Below are 20,609 nucleotides of genomic sequence, written 5' to 3'. Positions count from 1 at the left end.
TCCAAATCTTCTGAGTATTTTTCTATACTACTATTTCTAAATTCCTGTGACTATGTCTAACTAGATTCTTTGGAATAATTTTAGAAAAACAAAAGATTTCGTGCCGCTAACTTACAGTATTGTTTGTTCATTGTTACCCGTATCATTGTTCAGAATGTTAAACAATCGTTATAATGAAATTGAGGGGATGTCCATGACAAACGGCTATATTTTTTTAAACGATCAAACAAAGCTTTATTATGAGCGCTACGGTGCAGGGAAGCCTTTAATTTTTTTACATGGTAATAACAGCAGTGGGCGCTACTTCAAAGAGCAAATTCCTTTTTTTGCTGCTTATTTTGACTGCATCGTACTTGACACCCGCGGTCACGGCCGTTCTGACAACAAAGCCAATGAACTTAATTTTCGACTTTTAGCTGGTGACTTAGCCGAAGTCATGGAGCAACTAAAGCTCAGTAAAGCAAGTATATTAGGTTTCAGCGACGGTGCTAATCTCGCCATGGTTTTTGCCCATATTTTTCCTGATAAAATAGAAAAGCTAATTTTAAATTCCGGCAATTATCGCTTAAGCGGAGAAAAATGGCCACCAAAAATTGCCACCCAATTCGGTTATTTTGCCTCTGCCTTTTTAGGCCTTTTCAGTCACTATTTTTATCGCCAAAAAAATATGCTCGGCTTAATGATAGATGACTTACCCCTAACAGAAGCCGATTTAAAGCAAATTGTCGCGCCTACTTTAGTAATCGCGGGCACACAAGATGTCATTAAGACTAGTCACACCAAAAAAATTGCCGCTCTTTTAGCGAATAGTACGTTAATTTTGATAAAAAGAGCTGGTCACACAGCTGCACAACGTCACCCAGAATATTTCAACCATGTTGTTTACAAATTTTTACAAGAAAAGTAGGTGTTGGTATGCAAAAAATTATTACCAAAGTAAAAAGCTATGAAAGTATTTTAAAAACAATTTTTCTATTTGCTGTTATCGTAATTGTCGCCGGTGAATTAATCTCCATCAGTAAAACCATTAATATTGATCAATTAAAGATGACATTAGTTGATGTACCTATCTATAAAGTCTTTTTAATGCTTGTAATTGGTCTTGTAGCGGTCTTGCCGATGGTAGGTTATGACTTCACCTTAAATAAAATGTTAAATTTAGACCATAAAAAAAGTTATATTTTTGAAACGAGTTGGTTAATCAACACGATTAATAATATCGCAGGCTTTGGCGGATTTGTTAGTATCGGTTTACGCTCTGAATTTTTTGGCAAAGGACAAAAAGGCAAAGATGTCGCAAGTGCCTTATCCAAGATTTTAATCTTTTTAATGTCTGGTCTTTCTATTTATAGTCTTATTTCGTTTTTCTTAGTGATGTTCACAGATATCAATCCTTATTTAAAACAATATTGGATTTGGTTAATCGGTGGTGGCTTATATTTTCCCGTTGTTTTACTTATCACCCACTTCAAAAAAACCGGCTTGTTAGGCGGCTTAAAGCCACAGTATCGCTTGGAATTAATTGCCAGTTCTTTTCTTGAGTGGACAGGTGTTGCCGGTTCATTTTTAGCAATTGGCTATCTAATGGAAGTTCCGTTTCCATTATGGCAAGTTTTACCCCTTTACATCGCTGCTTCAGTCATTGGGATTGTTTCCATGATTCCAGGTGCACTAGGCAGTTTTGATATTATGATGATCTTAGGATTATCCAATCTGGGAATTAATCGTGAAACAGTTATTGCATGGCTGCTATTGTACCGCATTTTTTATTACTTGATTCCTTTTGCAATTGGATTAGTGCTGTTTTTCAAAAATTTATGGACCAAAGTGGATACCCGCTACTCTGGTATTCCTAAACAGTTGACATTAGAGGTTTTCCATAAAATTGAAGTAGCCATGTTATATTTTTCTGGCATTATGATGGTCTTAATGGCGACTGTTCCCCAAGCTTTTTCAGAATTCAAATGGCTGCAACATGTCAATCCATTTCGTTTTCATATTATCGTTCAGTTTCCTAGTATCATTTTAGGATTTAGCTTATTGATTATGGGGCGCGCGATTGCCTCAAGGGTAAAACGAGCTTACTTTCCTACGATCATGTTGCTTGTAGCTGCCATTATTTACACCTTTTTAATTGATTTTAGTCTTGTTGCGGTTATCTTTTTAAGCCTGATTCTACTCATTACACTTTTATCAAAAACAGAATTATTCCGCGAACAATTGGTTTATTCTTTTGAGCAGTTGACCATTGATGGCATAATTATTGGTGGATTAACTTTATTGTATTTAATTATTGGGATTTACAATTTACCAACATTTCCCCATCACCACAAAAAAATCATTAGCTTTTTCTTGTTTCCATCTGAAAAATTATGGTTTTCAGGCTTTATTGCTATTTTAGTAATCGCGTTGTTTATTTTACTTTTTGTCCGCTACTTGCAAGGAAAGAAAAAGCAGCCTGGCGAAACGTTCAACGAAGCCAAAGTCAGTCATATATTAAACACTTACGGTGGAAATTCAGATTCTCAATTAGTTTATTTAAAAGACAAAAATATTTATGTTTATAACGATGGTACTGATGACACTGTCTTTTTACAATTTGCTACCTATAACAATAAAAATATCGTGATGGGTAGTCCTAATGGTAAAAAATCAGATTTTGAAGCAGCTATTGCGCAATTTATCCGCGATGCCGATGTGTTAGGTTACTTGCCTGTCTTTTATGAAACAGACGAAGACACCGTTATGATTTTGCATGAATTAGGATACGACTTTATCAAAATGGGTGAAGAAGCTTTAGTTGAGTTGGATACTTTTACAACTTCAGGTAAGAAAATGAAGGGGACACGAGCGGTCTTAAACAAAATTGAGAAAAATGGTTTTACCTTTGAAGTTATCCAACCGCCTTATTCAACTGAAACCATGGCTACTTTTAAAGAAATTTCCGATAGTTGGTTAGATGGCCGCAAGGAAAAAGGCTTCTCCCTTGGCTTTTTTGATGAAGATTATTTACAACGCGGACCAATGGCTGTAGTGAAAAATAGCGCAGGAGAAATCGTCTCTTTTGCAAATATTATTCCAACTTATACAAAAGAAATTGGAACGATTGATTTAATGCGACACCATGCTGACAAAGCCCCATCTGGTAGTATGGATTTTCTATTTGTTAATTTATTTGCTTATATGCAAAACGAAGGTATTCAATATTTTGATCTAGGCATGGCCCCACTTTCAAATGTTGGACAATCCCGCAAAAGTTTTATTCAAGAACGAATTGCCTATTTAGTTTATGAGTTTGGTTCCCGATTTTATTCTTTCCAAGGTTTACGAGACTATAAAGAAAAATATGCCAGTCAATGGCGTTCTCGCTACACCTTGTATTCCAGAGACAGCTGGATAGCTTACGTTATGTTAGCTATTTTATTTATTGACAATCGCGCCGTTGGCAAAAATACGCCCCTTCACGGTGTTAAGCGTTTCTTGAAACGTTAAACAACTTTCAGACTTAAATTAAGCGTAAAAAACTACGCAAAAAAACCGAAGCAATTAAATTGCTCCGGTCTTTTTAAATAATACGCCAATGTTTCAAAGGATAATAAACAAAACGAGCTTTGCCTAAAATATCTTGGGACTTAATGGCACCAAAAGAGCGACTGTCCTTTGAAATACGCCGGTTATCTCCCATAACAAAATAACTGTCTCGTGCCAGTTTTTTAGTCCCCGTCAACTCCTCTAAAGAAAAGTCATTGGTAAATGAACCTTCATCTGCCAAGTGCCGCTTATTTGCAACTAAAAATTTTTCTGGGACTTTTTTACCGTTAATATAAAGATTGTCATTATCATAACGCAACTCATCTCCAGGTAATGCGATGACACGTTTAATATACGTTGTACCACTTGCAAGTTGAAAAACAACCACATCAAAACGTTTAATTTTAGAAATCTTTTCCATGACAACCATATCCCCTTGCTTCAAAGTTGTCTCCATCGAATTTCCCTCAACCGGTACTGGAATTAACAAAAAACCACGAACTAAAATAGCAAGTGAAAGTGCAATAATGGCATATTTTATTGTCATCCAAAAATAATCTTTAAATTTTTTCATACCATTTCTCCTGCATCACTTCTTTGCTGTCATTTCTTTTTTTAATTCAGTAATTCCCCTGTTGTAAGCTGCATCATGGGCCCTGATTTGTAGTGCCAATTCATTTTCAATTGCATCAGCTGTTTCTTTATTTAAACTGCCGGTTACAGACAATTTATGTTTACTTTGAAAATCTTTTAAAGCATTTGTCGTTTCTGCGGTAAAAACATCTTCTTTTGTATCATACCCCAGCGCCGCTAAAAAGCGATTCAAGCGTTTAACCTCTGCTGATGTTTGTCCTTCTTTTAATTCTTTATCCCGCGGCAAAGGCGCAAGATAAGCGTAATCGGGAAAATCAGCTTTTATGGTTGGCGTTAATCCTTTTTCGTGAATCCAATGGCCTTTTGGCGTTAGCCATTTACTTACGGTTAGTTTTAAACTACTCTTGTCATCAATTGGGCTAATCGTTTGAACCGTTCCTTTACCAAAAGTTGTCGTCCCAATAATTGGTATATTAGCAGACTCGTTTAAAGCCGCTGCAAAGATTTCTGCCGCCGAAGCAGAACCACCGTCAACTAATACGACACTTGGTTCACTGACTTTAAAACCTTGATCAAACTTTTCTTCCGCCACCGCTTTTGACACGGTTCGATGATTGTCTTTAAATTCAACAATTGTTTGACCATCTTTTAAAAACATGCTCGCCATTTCCTCAACTTGATCTAATAAGCCCCCAGGATTTTGTCGTACATCTAAAATAAATGACTTTGCGCCTTGTTTGCGCAATGAAACAATGGCATCCTTTAATTCTTTGGCAGTATTTTCACCAAAGCTAGCAATTTGAATGACACCAATTTGTTTGTCATCTACGCTGATTTTATCTGTTACGGTGTGTATGGAAATTTTTGCTCTTTTTAGACTCGTGGTAAACGTTTCATGCCCCCGCCTAATTTCTAAAGTTACCTCAGTTCCTTTTTTACCTCGAATTTTACTAACAACCTCATCTAATTTTTTACCTTTAGTTGCCATATCATCTACTTTTAAAATGATATCTTTTGCCCTCAAACCTTTTTTAGCAGCCGGTGTATCTTTAATTGGTGCTTGCGCTATTTCAGGATAATCATTTTTTATTTGCAAAGTAGCACCAATTCCTTCAAAACTATCGGATAGTGATTGGTTGAGCTGACTAGAACCTTCTTCATCTAAAAATGTTGTATACGGGTCACCTAAAGCCTCTGTCATACCTTTAAGAGCACCATTTACTAAAGTTTTAGAATCAACATCCCGATAATAGCTACTTTTTATTTCGTCGTATAATTGATGTACTTTAGCCAGCTCATCTGTCTGAGGGCTACGGGATTCTTTTTGCAACTCGTGCAGCGTACCGTATAAATAACCGCCACCACCAAATAAAAGTGCCGCTGCAAGTAAAGAGATGAGGTATAATTTTATGGATATTTTTTTCATCCCTGGCCTACTTTCTTAACGATTGTTTTCCACGTATTGTTCATAAATACGGTCAAAAATATCCATGCTAGATAAATAATCAACATTCATTTCTAAATAACTCGATAATTCATCATAATCACTAGTATGTTTTGGAAATTGAATATCACAACTAACATGATTGGCAAAAACTTGCTCTTCACTTAAGTGATTGGGACCTTTTAAGGTGAGAACATAGTGATAAAAACTTCTACGCATCAAAATCCTCCCAATGCTCTTTGATAAATTCTGCTCTTCTTTGGTGATTTAGAGCAAAGTTTTGGGGATTTTTTTTATAATAATCTTGATGATACCCCTCTGCTTCATAAAAAGGTTGCGCAGGCTCAATTTGCGTGACAATTGGTTCTTTAAAAATACCGCTGTCAGCTAAAGCTTGACGACTTTTTAAAGCTGCAACTTTTTGTTCTTCGTTCAAATAAAAAATTACCGGCCGATAATTATCACCACGATCTTGAAATTGACCAAAGGCGTCCGTTGGATCTGTTTGTTGCCAATAAATTTGCAATAAATCAGTATAACGGATCACTGCTGGATCAAAAATAATTTCAACAGCTTCGGTATGACCTGTTGTGTGGGTCAAAACTTGTTCATAAGTTGGATTTTTAACATGCCCCCCAGTATAACCAGAAGTTACTGTATAAATACCAGGTTGCTCATCAAAAGGTTGCACCATGCACCAAAAGCATCCACCAGCAAAAATTGCTCGTTCCATCAAATCAGTCCTTTCTTTCCGGTAAATATAAGCCTACCTGAATCTCATCGTCAATCAAATTGATTTTTTTTGCTTTGACGAAAAGTCCCGTAGGTAATTGAAATTGATCCAAGCGCAACGTGATCGATTTATCTTTTGGTTTTACCTCAATCCATTCTGGAAAATCATAACCACGTTTTACCAATTTCATTACTTCTTCAATCGGTAAACCAAGTGTGCCAATCGACATGCTTTTCGCCCGTAATTGGATATTGCCATTTTCCATCACAAAAGGATCAAAATACAAATAAAAATGTACAGGAAAATTTAATATTTTGGTTTCCCCTGAAAGCATTGCTTCATTTTCCAAAGCAAATTGATACTTCACACTACTATCTTTTTGAAAATCGGTTAAATAGTAATCAATCAAAGCATTCAATTGACTTTTATTCATGGAGATCGTCGTTACTTCTTGTCCTTTTTTGTCTAATACTTTTGTTGTTTTACTATAATCGGGTTCACGAATGGAAAAAATTCGTGTCCCAAAAAACACACCTGTTCCTAAAACAAAAGCAATTAAACACAAAAAGGCAATCTTCCAGCCGTTCATTTTTTTTAGGTCAAATTTTTTTGATGCTTGTTTTTCTTCGCGAGTTTGCGTTGATTTATTCTCTGTCATATGTGACTGCTCCTCGTCTTTATTTTCTGGTCTACTTTTTAATTAGCCATTGTGCTCGTGTTTTGATTAATTCATCCCGCAATGCATTTGCCATTAACTGATAGCCTAAATTATTGGGGTGAAATTTATCTTGATCATACAAAGCGTTGTTGTCTACAATATTTAAATCACTACTATTAGAACTTTTTATCTCATCTTCGGTTGAAGAATCCAGAGTACTATCAATACCTACCTCATTATCTAAACCCCGATATAACAGGTCATTAATAGGAATAAAGTAGACGTTTTTGAATGTTTTCGTGGTTTCTTCAGTCGCTAAATTCCAGTTATCAACAATTTTTTGCATATCGGTAATTTCAGGAAAGTTTAAATAAAAAGGATTATAAATACCAAAGACATAGATTGGAGCATTTTTATTTTGTTTTTGCATTAGCGCAATAATTTCAGCCACTCTTTTTTGATACTTTTCTTGTGGTCTTTTAAAAGTCTTAATCGATAAACCAAAGAAGTTATCTTGGATGACCTTCATTAAATCGTTGCCCCCCACCGTTAACGTTAGAATGTCGGCAGTAGCTACATTTGCTAAAATTGACTCCTCTTTTTTCATGCGCGTTAAAATCTGATCACTGCGTTCACCAGCAACACCATAGTTTTCCACTTCCACACTCGTTAAACGATAACGTTCTGTAATATCACTGGTTACTATCGGTACAAAACCACCCCGTTTTGTTTCATCGCCGATTCCTTCAGTTAGGGAATCCCCAATGGCGACAAAGTGAAGTTTTTCCTTTTGATTTTTTACCACTTCACTAACTTGGGCAGGCTTTAAAATTGGTTTTGCCTGCGGAATCGTCTGATTTAATACGATATAAATAAGCAATGCTCCAATTCCTACGCTTAAAAGAGTAATCAGGGGTTTAAAAAATTTCAAAAGCTAAACCTCCCTTTAATTAAATAAACTATTATTGATGATTAAAAAAACATCCTGTTACGAATTTGGGCAAAATAATTTCTATTCCTTAACAAAAAGATTAAACCATGCGCTTTTTTTGACAACGAAACTTCCAGCCTTGTCACACTTTTACTGGACTAGTAGCAAAAGCTATAGCACCGCTTATTTTAGCAAAAAAAACATGAAATGGGTAGTTTGCCCACCGCTTTCCTATAAAGCTTTACTTTTCTACAATTTTTATTGCAGTCTTTTTTATTATTGCTGCAAAAATAAAAAAGTTGAAACAAAAACCACAAGTTGACGCTAACTGCCAAAATCGTCTAGTGAAATGCTAAGCTCTTAAAAACTACTAACCTTAAGAGCTTTAAAGCACTTTTCTATCTTATTTTGGCACTTTGCCAACTTATCTTTGTCTCAACTTCAAATTATTAGTCTTCGGTATAATAGGTGATGGCAAAAGCGCCTTTACCTGTATGGGTCGCAATAATTGGCGTGGTGTGCAACAAAGGAATATGCATTTCTGGAAATAGTTCTTGCAGTTCCTTTTTAAATTCTTCACATAATGCTAACCCATCAGCATGGGAAATCCCAATACTTTTAACATTTGTTTTTTGTTGCAATTCTTTTTTCAAACCGTCAAACCACTTGGTAAATGTTTTAGTGCCGCGCCCTTTAATCACAGGAATTAACTCTGAATGATCAAAGTCCATTACAACGCGCATATTTAATAAATTCGATAAAATGCCAGTAGCACGACTAATTCGGCCACCTTTCACCAAATTATCCAAAGTGGAAACACCAATATAAAGCTTCGTATTTTCCCGTACTTTTTCAACCGCTACCAAAACTTCTGCTAAAGAATTCCCAGCTTGTGCCATTTCAGCGGCTTTGATGACTTGGAAAGATAATCCTTGGTCAGTTGTATCACTGTCGATGACAGTCACATCACTTTTTGACAAGTTGCTGGCTTGTCGGGCAGCTTCAACGGTCCCGCTTAAGCCTTTCGTCATATGAATTGATAAAATCTGACTGCCATCTGCTCCCAGTTCATCAAAAAGTTCGACAAACTCCCCAATCGGCGGCTGACTCGTTTTAGGCAGTTCTTTGGCACTGGCCATCATACTCATGAACTTTTCCCCAGGTAACGTTTCATCATCTTTATATAAAACGCCATCAATCATAACCGATAAGGGAACGATTTGAATATCTAATTTTTCTTGTAACGCTTTTTCCATCGTACACGATGAATCGGTAACTATTTTAAGTTTTGCCATGGTTCCTTCACTCTTCCTTTAACATTGCTCATCTTCATGTTAAAATACAGCTAAACATGCTCTGTCACTAAGTATAACAGAGACATTTTGTTTTTTCATTAATTTTGGAACATTCCCTAAAAGGAGGCTGTAAATACGTGGACAAACCGCAATTTTCTCGTAAATATTTAATCGTCAACGAAGTCTTAAACGCTGTGACCCACGGTATCGGTTTTGGTTTAGCAGTAGCTGGTTTAGTTATCTTATTAGTTAAAGGAGCCCGTTTAGACTCAGCTCTTCACGTCGTCTCGTATGCAATTTATGGTTCAATGATGATTTTATTATTTTTATCTTCCACCTTATTTCATAGTTTAATTTTCACCAAAGCAAAAAAAGTCTTCCAAGTTTTCGATCACGATTCAATTTTTCTTTTAATTGCCGGTAGTTATACACCATTTTGCCTACTAAGTGTTAAAGGCTGGCTTGGTTGGACATTATTTGCGTTAATTTGGCTTTTAGCTATCAGCGGCATTGTCTATAAATCCTTGACGCTGCATAAAAAAGACACCGTCTCGAAAGTCTCAACTTTCATATATTTATTTATGGGATGGCTTTGCTTAATTGCAGCTAAAGATTTATGGCTTTCTTTAGGCAATGTCGGTACTGCCCTTTTAGTTTCAGGCGGTGTTGCGTATTCTGTTGGCGCACTTTTTTACAGTCTTAAAAATATTCGCTTCATGCATGTTGTCTGGCATTTGTTTGTCATGTTAGGGGCTGGTCTCATGTACTTTTCCATCTTACTTTACACATAATAAATTATCTAAAAATTTATACTTTCCATATAGTTAAAAAGTGCAATCAAAAGTTAACTTTTGATTGCACTTTTTGTTTAGTCTAAATGGATGCGTTCATATTCTTCAAAAGAGTGGGGGAATTTATTTTTTTCATCAACTTTTCCCGCAACTTTTTTGACTAAGCGCCAATTTTCCCACTTAACTTCAGGAAAATACGTATCCCCTTCAAAGGAATTTTCAATCACCGTTCGAAAAATATAGTCACAAGCCGGCAATAACGTCGCATAAATTGCCCCACCACCAGCGATAAAAACCGTGTGATCACTTGCTTTTGCATAGGCGATAACTTGCTTAATATCATTCATAACAAGTACGCCCACTGGTGCTTGGTAATTTTCATTACGGGTTAAAATGATTGTCCTTCGTCCAGGCAAAGGGCGCCCCCCCATACCTTCAAAAGTTTTTCTCCCCATGACGAGGGTTTTACCCAATGTCATCTCTTTAAAAAATTTTAGATCATCTGGTAAATACCAAGGTAGAACTTCATTTTTACCAATTAAACCATTTTGATCTTGTGCCCAAATTGCTGCTAGCATGGCTACCTCCTTTTAAAATTTTTGACTAAAACTTAAACCGCGATTGGCGCTTTAATTGTTGGATGAGGATTATAATTTTCTACTTTAATATCTTCCATCTCAAAATCAAAAACAGAGGCTTTTTCTTGGTTTAAAACTAATGTTGGTGCACTTCTCACCTCGCGCGATAGTTGTTCTTTCATTTGTTCAATATGATTTTGATACAAATGCGCATCCCCTAAAGTATGCACAAATTCTCCCACGCCAAGACCTGTTTCATGGGCAATTAAATGTGTTAATAATGCATAACTGGCAATATTAAAGGGAACACCTAAAAATACATCAGCACTTCTTTGATAGAGCTGGCAACTTAATTTGCCATCATAGACATAAAATTGAAACATTGTATGACATGGTGGTAAAGCCATTGAAGGTACATCTTCTGGATTCCAGGCAGTCACGATTAAGCGACGTGAATCGGGATTTTTTTTGATCATTTCAATGACATCTTTAATTTGATCGATAAACGTCCCATCTTGTTTTTCCCAATGACGCCATTGATATCCATAAATGTGACCTAAGTCTCCATGTTTTGCGGCAAATTTTTCATCGGCAACAATTTTTTCACAAAAATCTTTTAACTGTTTTTGATATTCTTCATTGAATTTTTCATCAACCAGTGAGCGCCGACCAAAATCAGTCATATCCGGCCCTTTATAATCTGTACTTTTAATGTAGCGTTCAAAAGCCCATTCATCCCAAATATGGTTATTGTGTTGCAATAAGTAACGGATATTGGTATCCCCTTTTAAAAACCACAATAGTTCGCTTTTGATTAAGCCAAATGGTACCCGCTTGGTCGTTAACAGTGGAAAGCCTTCATTTAAATCAAAACGCATCTGATAGCCAAATAGACTTTTAGTTCCGGTCCCTGTCCGGTCCCCTTTATCGTGGCCTTCTTCTAATAGTTTTTTCCCTAAATCTAAATATGCTTGTTCCATGAATATCCCCCTCAAATTTCACTGATAAATTCTTTATTCCACTACAAATTCGCTTAAATATTCCCAACGTTGCATTTTGTCTTCTAAGTTTTTTTCAGATGAACTAATTTGTTTTTGTAATTCTTGTAATTTCGTAAAGTCTGCTCCTTGATGATTCATTTCTTCAGTTAATGCTGCAATTTTTTCTTCCAACGCAGTAATGTCTTCTTCAATTGTTTCCCACTCTTTTTGTTCCATATAGGTTAGCTTTTTCTTAATCGCAGCTTCTTTTGTATGCGTAGTTTCTACACTTACCTTCTTTGTTGCATTTGGTAGCATATCTTCTTCTAATCTGTTGGTTAAATAATCGGTGATACTGCCAAAATAAGAAGTGATATTTCCATTGCCATTAAAAATTAGTAATTTTTCTGCTACTTTGTCTAAGAAATATCGATCATGGGAAACTGTTAAAACAGCACCGGCAAATGTATCTAAATAATCTTCTAAAACCGTTAAAGTCGCAATATCCAAATCATTGGTTGGTTCATCTAACAACAAGACATTTGGTTGACTCATCAATAATTTCAATAAAAACAAGCGCCGTTTTTCACCCCCAGATAGTTTTCCAATGGGTGTCCCATGGGTATGACGCGGAAATAAAAAGCGCTCCAGCATTTCAGTTACACTAACTGTGGTACCATCATTTTTTTTGACCATTTCGGCTACTTCTTGTAAATAACTAATCATTCGCTGATTCGGGTCCATGGCATCGTTTTGTTGGGTGTAGTAGGCCATTCTTACGGTCTCACCAATTGCTAAAATTCCGCTTTGCAAAGGGATTCTACCCGCAATAATGTTTAGCAGCGTCGACTTACCTGCACCATTTTCACCTGTAATACCAATTCGTTCTCGCGCTTGAATTAATAAATCAAAATCTTTTACAATCACTTTATTTTCAAAAGCATAATTTGCTTTTTTTAATTCAACGACCTTTTTACCAAGACGCTTTGTCGCAATTTCAATACTTACTTGGTCATCACCTTTATTTTGCCCCATACTCTCTTTTAAATCTTCAAAACGATTTATACGAGCTTGTTGCTTAGTCGTTCTTGCCTTTGCACCAGCACGCATCCAAGCCAGTTCTTGTTTATAAAGCTGCTTTTTCTTTTGCTCTGCTTCAGCGTTTACCCGTTCTCTTTCCGCTTTTGCGGCTAAATAGTTTTCATAATTACCATTAAATTCTTGTAATGCACCGTCTGCTAGTTCAAAAATCCGGTTAGTCACACGGTCCAAGAAATACCTGTCGTGGGTGACCATCAAAAGCGATCCTTGGTAATTTTTCAAATAATTTTCCAGCCAAGTAATCGCATCATAATCTAAGTGGTTTGTCGGTTCATCTAATAAAAGCAAATCAGGTTCATCAATTAAAACTTGTGCCAATCCGACCCGTTTTTGTTGGCCCCCAGATAAATTTTTAATCGGTTCATTTAGTTGTTGGATACCCAATTTTTGTAAAATAATTTTGGCATTGGTATCTGTTTGCCAGGCGTCTTGCTCATTCATAGCCGCTTCGGCTTTTACAAAACGTTTTTGAGCTTGTTCATTCGTACCATCTTCTGTCAGTTGCTGCAAGGCCTGTTCGTATTCTTTAACGACTTGAACTTTTAAACTATCACTTTCAAAAACTGCTTGTAAAACCGTCTGATCACCCGCAAAATCACTTTCTTGGGCTAAATAGGCAATGCGATAATCTTTGGAATATTCTAGAGGATTCAAATCACCGTCGCCACTTTCAATGCCGGCAATAATTTTTAACAAACTACTTTTACCAGTTCCGTTAATTCCGATTAAACCAATTCGATCTTTTTCATGGATCATAAAGTTTAAATCACAAAACAAGGTCTTTTCGCCGTAAGTTTTATTTAAGCCTACTACTTTTAATTCTTTCATTTGTTCCCCTCCAATATCTCACACATTGTACCATTATTTGTAAAAAAAAGCAGGTAGGCAAAATACCTATCTGCTTAATTTAAATTCATCTAAAAAAAGGAATTTTGGGTAAATTCCCCGTCTGGCCCATCGCATATGATTCTAATAAATTTACTTTACGTCGGTATTCATTTGCCGCAAAAGTGGTAATTGTACCTGCCGTTTCAAATGTATCAATTACTTTTCGCTCTAAATAATAGCCCCGTAGCATTTCTTTAATATAAGCTGGATCTTGGCGAATCATGACCGCAGCCATAAAATCATTTAATTCTAGCCGTCCCATCATATTTTGCCGTTGTTCCAAGAAATGAGCAATAATTTTTTCATCATAAACACCATCTAAACTGGTCAAGCTTTGCTTAATTAATTTAGTATTACGCAAATAAACTTTTTTTATCTGACTTAAGTCATTTGGCTGCATTTGTTTTGGTGTAGTTTGTCTTCGTTCAAAAAATAATTTTGGATGTAAAATTACGCGAATAATTCGGCGTACAACCAATAGCCAAAACGCTAGAAAAGATAAAATTTGTTGCCCTACAGAATGTTGGAAATTTGCAATAAACCGCGAATAAAAGCGATAGGTGTTCACGTCAATTTCATGGCGGCGAAAACTTTCATCTAATCCATCTCGCTCAATCCCAATAATCAAAGCTTGAATTTCTTGCACTTCTTGACGTTCACTTTCAGTCATTGCGGCAGTATACGTATCCCACATGCGATTTTCATAACTTTGGATAACCGCTTTTAAGGCAATTTGTTCACTTTCAGTTAAGGTTGTCTCTTTTTGGTCTATCCGTAATTCTTTTTTGACTTCAGCTAAAATAGCCAATCCTTTTTCATCCACGGGAACCTCCGCTTCACCATCAGCTAATTGCGGTAAAACAGCTAAACTAATGACGAGGCTTAATAAAATGACACCAGCTGTCAAAAATAGCAAAACACTACGTTCAGGAAAGATTTCACCATGAAGACTTGTAGGCAAAATAAAAATTGTAGCTAAACTGACGGTTCCTTTCACACCACCAAATGTTAAAAGTAAGATTTCCTGCCACGTTTTGGCTTTTCCTTTTTTGGTACTAAAAAGATTTAAAAGAAGTAAAAAAATGAAACGGATAAAAAACAAAATCGCCGTAACTGCCACAATAACTAAAAGGAGTAGCCAGTTTGCATAGACATCACTTTCCCAGATCGGTGAGAAAACTTGCGAAATCTCAATTCCTAAAAAGATAAAGACTAACCCATTTAAGGTAAATACGATGGTATTCCATGTTGCAGTAGAGACATTAGCAAGTTCTGCTTGAAACAATGTCACTTTTTGACGCCCAGTAGCTTGCATAACACCAGCGACAACTGCCGCAATAATTCCCGACACACCGATAATTTCAGAAAAAACATAGGCTACAAAAGGAAGCAATAGCTCAATGAGTAGATAAGCCGTAACGTCTTGTGCGGATAGTTGTTCAATTAAGCGAATTAATTTTCTTTTTCCCCAGACTACTATCATCCCGACTAAAGCCCCACCGACACTGGCAAATAATAAACGCCAAGAACCTTGCCACAATGAAAAACTCCCCGTAATAAGGGCAACTGTTGCAAATTGAAAAGCCGTAACGCCAGAAGCATCATTTAAAAGTCCTTCGCCTTCTAATATCCGCATAACGCGATCAGAAATTTTCAGCGATTTGGTAATCGAAGTGACTGCTACTGCATCTGTAGGTCCTAATGCAGCACCAAAAGCCATACAAGCAGCTAAAGGGATCGTCGGCATCAATGTATGCAATGTCAAACCTACTGCCACAAGTGTTACCAACACACCACCAAAAGCCAAAGACAAGATGGTACCAAAGTTTTTAAAAATTACCGGCAAATCTGCGTGCTCCCCTTCGCGAAATAGCAACGGAGCAATAATTAAAACCAGAAAGATTTCCGGCCTAAAATTTAACGTCCGACCGTAACTCGATAAACCAACGAGAATTCCAAAAAATATTTGAATGAAAAAAATAGGAATGGTGGGAATAATTTTGGCAAAAATATTTGAAAAAGTAATTGCAACAGCAATTAAAATAATTAATTCAACTAATTCCATGCCTTACTCCTTTTGTTTAAATTCACATAATAATTTTAAAAAGATTTCTTTACGCGCCACAATTTTTTGTTCAAGCTCCGTTAACTCACCTGGTTCTTCTTCAAGCTCCAATTGTGCTCTTTTTGCTTCTAAGCGTAGGAGTTCATGCTTTAAGCGTTCCAATTTTCGATAGCTGAAAAGATTTTTACGTCGCACTTTTTCCAAAATACGCCGTCTTTCTGCCATTGTTAAACTACCATATTTTGTCCGTAATAAATTCAGCTGTGTTTCAAAGTCTTTACTCATGATTTTTACTCCCTTTAAAAATGTCTCCCTAACAGTAGCGCAAACATCTGTACTTGACAAGTAACAACAACAAATAAGGCAACAAAAAAATAAGAGGCCTGACAAAAATTGTCACACCCCTTACTTTTTAGTTGTTCATGTAAAGATCATAGTAAGCATCCATAATTTCTTTAGCGGTTGTTACATTGACATGGTCATCATCATTTTTTAAATTTGGTAGCATGACACTGATTGCTACTTTTGCATCATTAGACGGACCATAGGCCACAATATTGCTATTAATGGTATCGGTAATTTTTTTGCCATCTTTATAAACAGCCGTTTCGGCGGTACCTGTTTTAGCAGAGGCCGTCATTTTTGCTCCAGCTAAGGCAGTAGCCGTAGTAAAAGGATCGTTACCATGAACGGCATCGTAAAAACCACCTTGAATAATATCCATTTGGTTTTTCGAAAGATTAACTGTATTTAAAACTTTCGGTTGAATGGCTTTTTTCAAGTTACCTAGTCCACCATTTGTATCATTACCATAAATACCACTCACGAGATGAGGTTGAATTCTTTTGCCGCCATTTGCAACAGTTGCTGCATATTGGGCCAGTTGCATCGGCGTATACGTATCAAACTGTCCAAAAGACAAATCTAGCACACTACCACCATTGTTTTGTGAATCCAAATAACGAATTGGTGTAGAAATACCATCTTCTTCATTGGGAATATCAATTCCTGTTTTTACGCCCATCCCATATTCTGAGAATGCTTTGCGTAACGCATCATAAGCTTTCACCTGTTTATCAATTAAAGGCATTGAAACATTATACTGATAATTCATATTCAGTAATTTAAAGGTTACTTTCATCATATAAGCATTAGAGGAAATTTCCAATGCTTTACGGGCAGACAAATTACGACTGCCACTGCCGTCTTTATTGTAAATAGAAGCCTTTATTTCGGTACCGTTAACTTTGATAGGTTCATCATACAAAACTTCATTGCCATCTAAGACACCATTTTGCCAACCTGCCGTTAGCGTTCCCGCTTTAACAACAGACCCTGGTACAAAAGCTGACTGCACAGTTCCTAGGGCATGCTCTTCTAAATCATCACTTTTTTCTTTGTGTAAGAAACCCGCCATCGCCAATACACCACCAGTATTGGGATCCATCGCCACAGCATAAGCTCCCGGTGAATAGTCTGCTTTTCCGGCATCGATTAATCCTTGGTAATTTTTTTTCAAAATATTCTCAACCCGTTTTTGAAATTCTGCATTTAGCGACAACACTAAGTTATCCCCTTTTGCTCCCGGCGAGACTTCTTTTTGACTGGAAATATTACCTTGTCGATCTAATATCACTTCATATTGAGATTTTGTTCCTTGTAAAACATCCTCGTATTGCTTTTCTAAAAAGCTTGTCCCAACCCGGTCATTTCTAGCATAGCCTTTTGCTAGATATTTCTCTAAATCTTCTGCTGGCAACCCCGTTGTCTCAGTTGATACATTGCCTAAAATACTACGCAGCGAGCCTTTTTGAGCATAGTCTCTGCTCCAATCCGTACCTGTAGAAACTCCAGATAACTCACTTGCCCGTTCTGCTACAATAGCAAGTTCTTCATCAGTAACATCGCGATTTTTAATATAAACAGTATTTAGTGCCGATGCACTGTTCATTTTTTTGAAAATCATCGCAGCTTTCTTTTGTTTTGTATCAAATTGAATTTCTTTATCCGAAACTTTATCAACTAACAAGGCGTAACGTTTACTTTGATCGGTGATCAACTTTTGACTTGCACTCAAACGACTATTGGCTTTTTTTAGATTTTCAGGATTCGCCAGCCAATAATCTTTTAAATCGCGCTCTTGCAATGTTTTTTCAATTGGAACGTCGATTAATTCATTTAAGCGATTGGCGATTTTTAGTAAATCTTCAGCTGACATAGTATTACCCCGGGTAAAGGTAATCGCAGGATTTGCTTCGTTTGATACCAATGGTTTTCCCGTTGCATCATAAATCATGCCCCGTGGTGTACTTCCTTTAATCTTAATTGTCGACGAGGCTCTTAGTTGCGTTGCAATATTATCGCCATTCACAATTTGCAAATAACCTAATTGCGCAATTAAAGCAATAAACAATGCGAAAATAATAAAGAAAAGGAAATTCAAGCGAAACGGAACATGAGAACGAGGCGCCGTTTTTGAAGGTGCTCGTCCATCTTTTAATTTTTTTTCAATATGGGCTCGTGTTAATTTATTTTTAAGATCTTTCATGTGTCAAATCCTTCCAAAACATCAGTACCGTCTTATTTTACCAAAAAAACATTGATAATACAGTTTTATTCACTAAATAAATAAAACCTTAAGCTTGTTTTCTAAGTATTTTTAAAATGTTCCACAAGAATAATTATATTTTTAATTTTATCTAAACAAAATGCATGAATTTCAGACTTTAGTATCAAATCATTTCTCATAAAGCGTGAAACATTACTTTTAGTAAGCTTTTATTTTTATAAAATTGTGGGTAAGTAAAAATAATTATATTTTCAAAGCAGGCCTATCACTGCTGCCCCCACTAATTGCTCTACACATAAAAAAGACAATCCTATTTCAAAGGATTGCCTTCACATTATCTTTAAGTTTAATTAATAGGCCGCTTGCTCATCGTAATTTTGATCATAACCAGTATTACTTCCATCTTGGCTACCATCACCATAATTTTCTGTTCCGGTCACATTTTGAACAGAACCATCAGCTTCTGCAGTTTGGTTTGTATCATCGTAAAATTGACCTTGAGCATAGCCGCTTGTATATTCATCACCAGTTGGCAAAGTTTCACTTGTCGGTAAATTCAATTCCGTTTTTAATTTATTTTGCATTTCCAAGACTTGATTAAGACCCAGCATTTGATAATAAATGCCATTGATCATTTGTCCTTCACCTTCGAGTTGATCTTGTTTGATTGTTTTAAAGGCTGGAATATAGTTATTGGCGATATCTAACATATCTTCCCAAGAAAGATCTGTTTTTGTATTTTTTTCTACCGCTTTTAAAATCTTTTGATAGTTTGCGACACTATCAAGACTCATTACTTTATTGACAATTTTAGTAATAACTTCACGTTGTCGCTTTTGTCGTCCGATATCCCCTTGAGGATCTTGTTTCCGCATTCTGGCATAAGCTAAACCCGTTTTACCATTGAGTTTAATTTTCCCCTTGGGAACATGGACTCCTTCTAACGTAAAATCAATTTTATTATCAACTGTTATACCACCAACAGCATCAATTAAATCTCTTAACCCCTGCATGTTGATAGATACGTAATGATCTAATGGAACATCTAACAAATTCTCAACAGAATCCATTGCCATCTCTACACCACCAAAAGCGTAGGCGTGATTCAATTTATCCATCGTACCATAGCCAACAATTTGCGTATAGATATCACGGTCTAGACTAACAATCGTTGATTGTTTTTTTGCAGGATTCACCGTTACGACCATCATAGAATCAGAACGCCCTTGTTCTGTTCGTCCTAGAGCTCCCGTATCAATTCCCATTAATAAAATTGAAAACGGCTCCGTATTATCGATATTAGCTTTTGAAACGTGGCGACTATTTTTTCGATCAATTTTTTCAACAATCGCATTAAACGAACTATTCGCATCGTGATACATTTTAATGCCATAAGCAGTAGCGCCTAAAACTGCAACCGTAATTAGACCTACAATTCCCAAAATAATTTTTTGATATAAACGCATTGGACACCTCTTAGTTAACTTTTTCATTTGTTGAATATCGTATAAATTTTGCCACACTTCTTTTATTTCAGCAATCTAAGTTTACGTTTATTACTCAAACTTAATATTTTTGCAACACAAATGAAAAGAAGCGACCAAAAATGATCGCTCCTTGTACTAAATATAATCGACAAAACGTGCTCTGAATTTCATATGCAGATGACTGCCAAGGATTAATAAAATTAAAGTTATAAGCCAAAAAATTAAGCCATAAGTCGTTTTCTCCCAAAACCAAGATCTACTCAAGAAGGAATCCCGAAATCCTTCAATAATATAATAAAAAGGATTAAGTTTTAAAAGTTTGACTAATGGTATAGGCAAATTTTTATTATTTATATCCCAAATTGGACCAGACACGTAAAAGAGTAAACGTAACACAGATTGAAGAAAAATATGATAATCCCTTATCAAAACTGTTATCGTTGCATTTAACAAGCCAAAAGCAAACAAAAAGATAATCATACAAATAAAATAATAAAAATATTGCAACCAATATATTGTCACCGGAACTTTAAAAATAAACATTGTTCCAACTACAATCGCTAGCATTGGGAAATAAGAAGACAGATTACTAACAATATTAACCGTTGGTAAAATACTTACAGGAAACTTCATTTTGGCGACCATACCCACTTGTCGATGGATAGAGTTTGACGCTCCTAAAACACCCGAATTCATGTAAAACCATGCTGTGATACCTATTAACATCCAACCAAAAAAAGGAACACCATCGATTTTCCGATTGGCGCTAATCCCAACACCAAAAATTAAATAATAGATTGCCACCTGAATAGCAGGATTTAAGATTTGCCACGCAAGTCCCAGATAATGACTTTGATATGTAGCTTTATCTTCATAACGTGACATTCTAATAATCATGCCTAAATGGCGAAATTGCTCTTTTATTACTTCAAATATCTCTTTCACTTGAATCTTCCTTTACCAG

General features: G+C 36.1%; 18 protein-coding genes. 3 read left to right on the top strand and 15 right to left on the bottom strand.

The genetic code is table 11. The annotated features are described in order from the left end of the window. Positions 1 to 154 precede the first annotated feature (154 nt). Together AC6R0T_RS05185 and mprF are read left to right on the top strand one after the other, a co-directional pair. A complete protein-coding gene (locus AC6R0T_RS05185; RefSeq protein WP_230708737.1) occupies positions 155 to 907 on the top strand; it encodes an alpha/beta fold hydrolase in 753 nt (250 codons plus the stop codon). Positions 908 to 915: 8 nt separating this feature from the next. Next, positions 916 to 3,492 (top strand): bifunctional lysylphosphatidylglycerol flippase/synthetase MprF, encoded by a 2,577-nt coding sequence (mprF, locus tag AC6R0T_RS05180; RefSeq protein ID WP_303753512.1) that lies wholly within the window; start codon positions 916 to 918, stop codon positions 3,490 to 3,492. A 73-nt stretch (positions 3,493 to 3,565) separates the two neighbouring features. On the opposite strand, the gene lepB is transcribed toward mprF, so the two are convergent. The 7 genes from lepB to fakB all read right to left on the bottom strand — a co-directional run bounded on the left by lepB (position 3,566) and on the right by fakB (position 9,186). Continuing rightward, complete coding sequence (gene lepB / locus AC6R0T_RS05175) at positions 3,566 to 4,105, bottom strand: signal peptidase I (protein WP_206905566.1); 540 nt, start codon at positions 4,103 to 4,105, stop codon at positions 3,566 to 3,568. 15 nt (positions 4,106 to 4,120) lie between these two features. After that, positions 4,121 to 5,551 carry a S41 family peptidase gene (locus AC6R0T_RS05170; RefSeq protein WP_303753510.1) on the bottom strand — a complete coding sequence of 477 codons (1,431 nt, stop codon included), beginning with the start codon at positions 5,549 to 5,551 and terminating at the stop codon, positions 4,121 to 4,123. Between the two features lie 15 nt (positions 5,552 to 5,566). Then, positions 5,567 to 5,788, bottom strand: a complete 222-nt coding sequence (locus tag AC6R0T_RS05165) for a YozE family protein (RefSeq protein WP_206905564.1) — start codon at positions 5,786 to 5,788, stop codon at positions 5,567 to 5,569. Then, on the bottom strand, positions 5,781 to 6,302 hold the full coding sequence (msrA, locus tag AC6R0T_RS05160) for a peptide-methionine (S)-S-oxide reductase MsrA (RefSeq protein ID WP_206905559.1): 522 nt from the start codon (positions 6,300 to 6,302) through the stop codon (positions 5,781 to 5,783). The genes AC6R0T_RS05165 and msrA overlap by 8 nt, the downstream gene beginning before the upstream one ends. Before the next feature lie 4 nt (positions 6,303 to 6,306). Beyond that, positions 6,307 to 6,960 (bottom strand): YpmS family protein, encoded by a 654-nt coding sequence (locus AC6R0T_RS05155; protein ID WP_303753509.1) that lies wholly within the window; start codon positions 6,958 to 6,960, stop codon positions 6,307 to 6,309. 31 nt (positions 6,961 to 6,991) lie between these two features. Beyond that, complete coding sequence (locus tag AC6R0T_RS05150) at positions 6,992 to 7,891, bottom strand: SGNH/GDSL hydrolase family protein (protein ID WP_303753508.1); 900 nt, start codon at positions 7,889 to 7,891, stop codon at positions 6,992 to 6,994. A gap of 449 nt (positions 7,892 to 8,340) precedes the next feature. Beyond that, entirely contained in the window at positions 8,341 to 9,186 is an 846-nt protein-coding gene (gene fakB, locus AC6R0T_RS05145) for a fatty acid kinase binding subunit FakB (protein ID WP_303753506.1), read from the bottom strand. Between the two features lie 137 nt (positions 9,187 to 9,323). On the opposite strand from fakB, the gene trhA reads away from it, so the two are divergent. Further along, positions 9,324 to 9,977 (top strand): PAQR family membrane homeostasis protein TrhA, encoded by a 654-nt coding sequence (gene trhA / locus AC6R0T_RS05140; RefSeq protein WP_303753505.1) that lies wholly within the window; start codon positions 9,324 to 9,326, stop codon positions 9,975 to 9,977. A gap of 77 nt (positions 9,978 to 10,054) precedes the next feature. On the opposite strand, the gene AC6R0T_RS05135 is transcribed toward trhA, so the two are convergent. From AC6R0T_RS05135 to AC6R0T_RS05100, 8 genes are all read right to left on the bottom strand, one after another. Further along, the gene (locus AC6R0T_RS05135) at positions 10,055 to 10,555 is read right to left on the bottom strand and encodes a dihydrofolate reductase (RefSeq protein WP_282461315.1); all 501 of its coding nucleotides are present in this window, start codon (positions 10,553 to 10,555) and stop codon (positions 10,055 to 10,057) included. Between the two features lie 32 nt (positions 10,556 to 10,587). After that, entirely contained in the window at positions 10,588 to 11,535 is a 948-nt protein-coding gene (locus AC6R0T_RS05130) for a thymidylate synthase (RefSeq protein WP_206905532.1), read from the bottom strand. A gap of 33 nt (positions 11,536 to 11,568) precedes the next feature. Then, positions 11,569 to 13,392, bottom strand: a complete 1,824-nt coding sequence (locus AC6R0T_RS05125; protein ID WP_500559739.1) for an ABC-F family ATP-binding cassette domain-containing protein — start codon at positions 13,390 to 13,392, stop codon at positions 11,569 to 11,571. A 157-nt stretch (positions 13,393 to 13,549) separates the two neighbouring features. Continuing rightward, positions 13,550 to 15,589 carry a cation:proton antiporter gene (locus AC6R0T_RS05120; protein ID WP_303753502.1) on the bottom strand — a complete coding sequence of 680 codons (2,040 nt, stop codon included), beginning with the start codon at positions 15,587 to 15,589 and terminating at the stop codon, positions 13,550 to 13,552. Between the two features lie 3 nt (positions 15,590 to 15,592). Then, positions 15,593 to 15,874: an AAA family ATPase gene (locus AC6R0T_RS05115; RefSeq protein WP_230708756.1), complete on the bottom strand. Its 282-nt coding sequence runs from the start codon at positions 15,872 to 15,874 to the stop codon at positions 15,593 to 15,595. 127 nt (positions 15,875 to 16,001) lie between these two features. Continuing rightward, positions 16,002 to 18,137 (bottom strand): penicillin-binding transpeptidase domain-containing protein, encoded by a 2,136-nt coding sequence (locus AC6R0T_RS05110; protein ID WP_303753500.1) that lies wholly within the window; start codon positions 18,135 to 18,137, stop codon positions 16,002 to 16,004. Between the two features lie 371 nt (positions 18,138 to 18,508). Then, positions 18,509 to 19,624, bottom strand: a complete 1,116-nt coding sequence (locus AC6R0T_RS05105; protein ID WP_206905524.1) for an LCP family glycopolymer transferase — start codon at positions 19,622 to 19,624, stop codon at positions 18,509 to 18,511. Positions 19,625 to 19,780: 156 nt separating this feature from the next. Beyond that, the gene (locus tag AC6R0T_RS05100) at positions 19,781 to 20,590 is read right to left on the bottom strand and encodes an ABC transporter permease (protein WP_282461319.1); all 810 of its coding nucleotides are present in this window, start codon (positions 20,588 to 20,590) and stop codon (positions 19,781 to 19,783) included. Between the last annotated feature and the right edge of the window lie 19 nt (positions 20,591 to 20,609).

Source organism: Enterococcus sp. S86.2, assembly GCF_059834485.2.
Note: the sequence above shows the minus strand (reverse complement) of the source record. Positions and strands in the feature narration are given on the sequence as shown.